The following is a 6,480-nucleotide window of genomic DNA, read 5'->3' as shown; positions in this document are numbered from 1 at the left end:
TCGGCTGCCCGGTGCCCAAGGTCACCCGGCGCGGCGGGGGCGCCGCGGTGCCCTACAAGAGAAGGCTCTTCGGCCAGATCGTCGCCGCCGCAGTCCGCGCCACCGCAGGCACCGCAATCCCGGTGACGGTGAAGTTCCGGGTCGGCATCGACGACGATCACCCCACCTACCTCGACGCCGGCCGCATCGCCGAACAGGAGGGCGCCGCCGCGGTGGCCCTGCACGCCCGCACCGCCGCGCAGCGTTACTCCGGCACCGCCGACTGGAATCGCATCGCCGACCTCAAACAAGCCGTCCGCGGCATCCCGGTGCTGGGCAACGGCGACATTTTCGAAGCCAACGACGCACTGGCGATGATGGCCTCGACCGGTTGCGACGGCGTCGTCATCGGGCGGGGCTGCCTGGGCCGTCCATGGCTGTTCGCCGAACTGTCCGCCGCTTTCAACGGCACCCCGCCGCCGGCGCCGCCCAACCTTGGGGAGGTCGCCGCGATCATCCGCCGTCACGGCGAACTGCTGACAGCGCACTTTGGCGAGGACAAGGGCATGCGGGATATCCGCAAGCACATCGCCTGGTATCTGCACGGCTTCCCGGCGGGCTCTGATCTGCGGCGTTCCCTGGCGCTGGTCGCAAGCCTGGCGGAGCTCGACCATCTGCTCGGCCAGTTGGACCCCGATGTCCCCTTCCCGCCCGCCGCGGGCGGCACCCGGGGCAGGCAAGGCTCGGCGGCGGCGGTGAGCCTGCCCGACGGCTGGCTCGACGACCCGGACGACTGCACGGTGCCCGCGGGCGCCGATGTGATGAACTCCGGTGGCTGAATCGAGACGGATCGAGATCGAATAGCAATAACAGCGGCATCGTCGAGAACTGGAACGCTCTCAGCTTGGATCAGTACCATTGGCTTTCTGCTGTAGACGCAAGTCTGACCGGGTGCCCAAGACCGGCACCACGTCTGTAGAGCGCGTTAGCGCGGCTACATCAATACCCCCAGCCCGGAGGCTGCCTGGAACATGAGTGACGGCGAGAACGCCACTCCTGGCCACCGTGGCGGCCCCGAGGGCGACAAGCGCGCAACCCGTCCGCCTGTTCCGAATGGCGGACGGGCGCCGTGGGAGCGCGTGCCGGCGCCAGGCACCCCGGCCGGAACCCACAGCGAAGGCGTCGCGGTAGCGGATCTGATCGCCAAAATCACCGGCCAGCAAGGCCTCAATCCGGTCACCCGGCGCAGCGTCGACGTCAGCCCCGCCGCTGATGACGCCACCATCCCGATCGCCGTTCCGGACGAGATCCCCGACCTCGCCGCGTGGTCCCGGCCCCGGCAGCCACCGACCGCCCACCGCCCCCCGGCGGCGCCCCCTCCGCCTGCCCCGCCCCGACCCCCGACTCCCGCTGCCGAACCGCCCCCGCCGGGCCCGCAACGCCGGCCTGCCCTGCTACTGGCCCGAGTCGCCGCGGCGTTGATCGCGGTGTCGGCGTTGGTTCTGACCGGTGCCGCTTGGCAATGGCAGTCGGCGAAGAACAAACTCCTCAATACCATCGCCGCACTGGATCCCAACTCCAGCGACATTCGCGACCCCAACGCTCAAAGCGGCGACGAGAACTTCCTGATCATCGGGGTGGACAGCCGGATCGGCGCCAACTCCGAGGTCGGCGCCGGTGACACCACCATCGTCGAGGGGGCCCGCGCGGACACCATCATGCTGGTCAACGTCCCGGCCAACCGGAAGCGCGTGGTGGCAGTCTCCTTCCCCCGCGACCTGGCCATCACGCCGATGAACTGCCAGGCCTGGGATCCCGAAACCGGCAAGTACGGACCGGTCTACGACAAGATCACCGGTGAATGGAGCGACAACGAGCGCCCCACCACCACCAAGCTCAATTCGGCCTACGCCCTGGGCGGCCCGAAATGTCTGGTGAAGGTGATCCAGAAGATGTCCGGCCTGGCCATCAACCGGTTCATGGCGGTGGACTTCATCGGTTTCGAGAAGATGGTCGACGCCCTCGGCGGGGTGGAGGTGTGCACCACCACACCCCTGGAGGACGCTGAACTCGGCGTGGTCCTGGCCACCGCGGGCCGCCAGAAACTCGACGGTCCGACGGCCCTGAACTATGTGCGGGCCCGCTCGATCGCCACCGAGGACAACGGCGACTACGGCCGGATCAAACGTCAGCAGTTGTTCCTGTCCTCGCTGCTGCGCTCGATCATCTCCTCGGAGACACTGTTCGACCTCGACAAGCTTGATGAGGTGGTCAACACCTTCATCGACGACAGCTACGTCGACAACGTTCAGACCCGCGACCTGGTGCGCCTGGGCCAATCCCTCCAGGGCATCAACGCCGGTCGGATCACCTTCGTGACAGTTCCCACCACCGGCATCGCAGACTGGGAGGGCAACGAGGTGCCGCGCACCGAGGACGTGCGGGCGCTCTTCGATGCGATCATCGACGACGAACCACTGCCCGGGGAAAACGATCTCAACGAGACGCTCAGTCCCCTCACCGAGACCTCGACGCCCACCAGCGAGACCGAGACCACTGCGGCTGACGGCATCACCTCGACCGATACTTCCACTACCGAAACGACCAGTGAGACCACCGAAACGACGGCGACGACCACCACCACCGAACAGGTCAAAGCCGTCGCCGCAGACCCGCGCGACGTGACGGTGCAGGTCGCCAACGCCACCGAAACCAAGGGCCTGGCCACCGCGACGACCGAGGAATTCGACCTTTACGGATTCGACGTGGTCGACCCGGACTACTACTCCGACTGGGGCCTGGCCTACCAGACGACCGTGTACTACTCGCTGGGCAATGAGCAGGCGGCCGCCACCGTCGCCGCCACTTTGCCGGGCGCACGCATCGAACGCATCACCGGCCTCGGTGAAGTGGTGCAGGTGGTGCTGGGCACCGACTTCGCCGGTGTCAAGTACCCGCAGGCGAGCGGCACCCAATTGACCGTCGACGTGACCCACACCGGTGGCAGCACCCCTCCCAAGCTGCCGTCGGATCTGACGGTGACCAATGGCGCCGACGTCCGCTGCGACTAGCCGGTTTCACCGTCCGTTCAGATTCGCGCCGCTAGCCGGCCGCTGACCAACAGTAGGATTGCCAGATGCGCACCGCTTATCACGAGCAGCTTGACGCCCTGAACAATCAGCTGGCGGAGATGTGCCGGCTTGCCGGCATCGCCATGGAGCGCGCAACGCAGGCGCTGCTGCAGGCCGACTTGGTGCTGGCCGAGCAGGTTATCGGTGACCACGAAAAGATCATGGCGTCCAGCGCCCGGGCCGAGGAAGCGGCGTTCGTGCTGCTGGCCCTGCAGGCACCGGTGGCGGGGGATCTTCGGGCAATCGTCAGTTCCATTCAGATCGTCGCTGATGTCGAGCGGATGGGCGCCCTGGCCCTGCACGTCGCCAAAATCGCCCGCCGTCGCCACCCGCAGCACGCACTGCCCGAGGAGGTCAACGGCTACTTCGCCGAAATGGGCCGGGTTGCAGTAGATTTGGCCAACAGCGCCCACGACGTCCTGTTGTCACGCGATCCGGACAAAGCCCGCCAGATCCGGCAGGACGACGACGCGATGGACGACCTACATCGCCACTTGTTCAGCGTGATGATGGACCGGGAGTGGAAGCACGGGGTCGCCGCGGCGGTGGATGTCACTCTGCTGGGCCGGTTTTATGAACGCTTCGCCGATCATGCGGTGGAGATTTCCCGGCGGGTGATCTTCCAGGTGACCGGCCAGTTGCCGGCTGAGGACGAGATCGCGACCTACTGAGGAGTCGCTGCCGTTTACCCGAACCGGCCTGAGATGTAGTCCTCAGTGGACTTCTGGGTCGGGTTGGAGAAGATCTTGCCGGTGTCGTCGACTTCGATCAGGCGCCCCGGCTTCCCGGTGGCTTCCAGGTTGAAGAAGGCGGTCTGATCGCTGACCCGCGCGGCCTGCTGCATGTTGTGGGTGACGATGACGATGGTGTAGTCGCGTTTCAGTTCGGCGATGAGATCTTCGATCGCCAGGGTGGAGATCGGGTCCAGCGCCGAACACGGCTCGTCCATGAGCAGCACGTCGGGTTGCACGGCAATCGCCCGCGCGATGCACAGCCGCTGCTGCTGGCCGCCCGAGAGTCCGCCGCCGGGCTTGTCCAGGCGGTCCTTGACTTCGTTCCACAGGTTGGCGCCACGCAGTGAACGCTCCGCCGTCTCGTCGAGCAACGCGCGGTTGCGAACACCCTGCAACTTCAGGCCGGCCACCACGTTGTCGCGAATAGACATGGTGGGAAAGGGATTCGGCCGCTGAAACACCATGCCGATCGTCTTACGCACGCTCACCGGATCGACACCGGAGCCGTAGATGTCCTCACCGTCGAGGAGCACCGACCCTTCCACCCGGCCGCCGGGGATGACTTCATGCATCCGGTTCAACGCGCGCAGCACGGTGGACTTACCGCAACCGGACGGGCCGATGAACGCGGTCACGCTGCGCTGGGGTATCCCCATCGTCACGTCGGCGACGGCGTGGAATGACCCGTAGTAGATGTTGAGATCTTTGAGGTCGAAGCGCTTACTCATAGTCGATTATTCATGGTCGATGCCGTTCTGCTCAGGTGCGGTTTCGGTTGAGGTACCGGTTGACGAAGGCCGCCGCCACGTACAGCGAGGCGACGAGCAGGATGAGCGTCAATGCCGCACCCCACACCCGGAGTCGGCCGGCCGCTTCGGGATTGATCAGTTCGGTGTAGATCAGCAGCGGCAGCGAAGCCATATTGCCGCTGAGCGGGTCGTAGTTGATCGACCGCGCGTATCCGACGAGCACCAGCACGGGGGCGGTTTCACCCATCACCCGGGCCAGGGCCAGCAAGACGCCGCTGATGATGCCGGGCAGCGCCGTCGGCACCACGATCCGCAGAATCGTCTTCCACTTGGGAACACCGAGTGCGTAGGACGCCTCGCGCAACTCGTCGGGAACGAGTTTGAGCATCTCCTCGGTGTTGCGCACCACCACCGGCAGCATCAGCAGAACCAAGGCGAGGGCCACAGCGAAGGCGCTCTGCGGGAAGCCCAGGGTGGCGATCCACAGCGCGAAGACGAACAGCGCGGCCACGATCGAGGGCACACCGGCCAGGATGTCCACCATGAAGGTGGTCATCTTCGCGAACCTGCCCTTGCCGTACTCCACCAGATAGATCGCCGCCATGATGCCCAGTGGGACTGAGAAGGCGGCCGCGATCAAAGCTTGAACAATGGTCCCGTAGATCGCGTGGTAGACACCGCCGGCGAATTGGTCGGGCAGCACGCCGGCCAGCGATTTGCCCCACCAGTCGGCACTGATGACGGCCTGGAAGCCGCGCTCGATGACGGTGTAGAGCAGCCAGATCAACGGGATGGTGGCGATCAGGAACGAGCCCGCGAAAAACAACGCCGCCAGGGAGTTCTTGATCTTGCGGCCGGTTGCGATGGCTTGGAAGGTCGGCGCCTTGGCCGTTTCGCCCAGCGTCGTTGTTGTCATCCGCCGCTTACCCTTCCGCCCGCCGCGGCGCGTGCCAGGGCGTTCACGATGAGTGTCAGGATGAACAGCACGAAACCGGCGGCGATGTAGGCGCCGGTGGGCAGTTTCGAACTGAATTCCGCTGCGGCCGAGGCGATTTTGGAGGCGAACGTATAACCGCCGTCGAATACCGACCAGTGGCCGGGCTGCGCGGCGGCGCGCAGGATGATGAGCACCGCCACAGTCTCGCCCAGCGCCCTGCCCAGTCCCAGCATCGCCCCGGCGATCATCCCGCTGCGGCCGTAGGGGAATACCGTCATCCGGATGACTTCCCACTTGGTTGCACCGAGGGCCTGGGCGGCTTCCACGTGACCGCGCGGGGTGAGGCTGAACACCTCCCGGGTGACCGAGGTGATGATGGGCAGGATCATCACCGCGAGCACGACGCCGGCGGTGAAGACTGTTCCGCCGCCAGCCAGCGAGACGTTGCCGTCCGCGAACAGGAAGAACCAGCCGAGGTTGTCGTTGAGGAAGCGCGCCACCGGTTCCAGTTTGGGGGCCAGCACGAAAATCCCCCACAACCCGAACACGATCGACGGCACCGCTGCGAGCAGGTCCACCAAGATCGCGAAGGGCTTCGCCAGCTTGCGTGGCGCGTAGTTGGTCAGGAAGGCGGCGATGCCGATTGCGATCGGAACGGCGAGCAGCAAAGCGAACACCGAACTGAGTACCGTGACCTGGAACAGCTCAGCGATACCGAACCGCAGATTCGTCTCGTCGGTGGTGGCGAATTCCGAACTGGTCAGGAAATTGGCCTTATTGGCTTGCAGGGAAGGAACCGCACGCACGATCAGGAACAACGCCATCAACGCGATGACGGCGATGATGGTGGCGCCGGCGGCCAGAGCCAGCGAACTGAAGATCCGGTCACCCCAGCGGTTCCCACCGGTCCGCAGTCCGGCCTTCGGCTCTACCTCGGTCGCCACAAACTC

At 65.7% G+C, this 6,480-nt stretch carries 6 protein-coding genes; 3 read left to right on the top strand and 3 right to left on the bottom strand.

All coding sequences use genetic code 11. From position 1 onward, the window contains the following. From ADBZ5N_RS06360 to phoU, 3 genes are all read left to right on the top strand, one after another. Positions 1-818 (top strand): tRNA-dihydrouridine synthase (locus ADBZ5N_RS06360; RefSeq protein ID WP_526256642.1); only part of this gene is annotated, 818 nt, incomplete at its 5' end. Between the two features lie 192 nt (positions 819-1,010). Further along, positions 1,011-3,050 carry an LCP family protein gene (locus ADBZ5N_RS06355; protein WP_526256641.1) on the top strand — a complete coding sequence of 680 codons (2,040 nt, stop codon included), beginning with the start codon at positions 1,011-1,013 and terminating at the stop codon, positions 3,048-3,050. 65 nt (positions 3,051-3,115) lie between these two features. Then, entirely contained in the window at positions 3,116-3,781 is a 666-nt protein-coding gene (gene phoU, locus ADBZ5N_RS06350; RefSeq protein WP_526256640.1) for a phosphate signaling complex protein PhoU, read from the top strand. Positions 3,782-3,795: 14 nt separating this feature from the next. Here phoU and pstB read toward each other — a convergent pair whose 3' ends face one another. From pstB to pstC, 3 genes are read right to left on the bottom strand one after another with little or no spacing between them, the layout of a single operon-like run. Then, a complete protein-coding gene (gene pstB / locus ADBZ5N_RS06345; protein ID WP_526256639.1) occupies positions 3,796-4,572 on the bottom strand; it encodes a phosphate ABC transporter ATP-binding protein PstB in 777 nt (258 codons plus the stop codon). Between the two features lie 31 nt (positions 4,573-4,603). Further along, a complete protein-coding gene (gene pstA / locus ADBZ5N_RS06340; RefSeq protein ID WP_526256638.1) occupies positions 4,604-5,509 on the bottom strand; it encodes a phosphate ABC transporter permease PstA in 906 nt (301 codons plus the stop codon). Next, positions 5,506-6,474 (bottom strand): phosphate ABC transporter permease subunit PstC, encoded by a 969-nt coding sequence (pstC, locus tag ADBZ5N_RS06335; RefSeq protein WP_526256637.1) that lies wholly within the window; start codon positions 6,472-6,474, stop codon positions 5,506-5,508. Before pstC ends, pstA begins: the two co-directional genes overlap by 4 nt. Positions 6,475-6,480: the final 6 nt, after the last annotated feature.

It is taken from the genome of Mycobacterium sp., assembly GCF_044370595.1.
GTDB lineage: Bacteria > Actinomycetota > Actinomycetes > Mycobacteriales > Mycobacteriaceae > Mycobacterium.
This window is presented reverse-complemented; position numbering and strand designations above follow the sequence as displayed.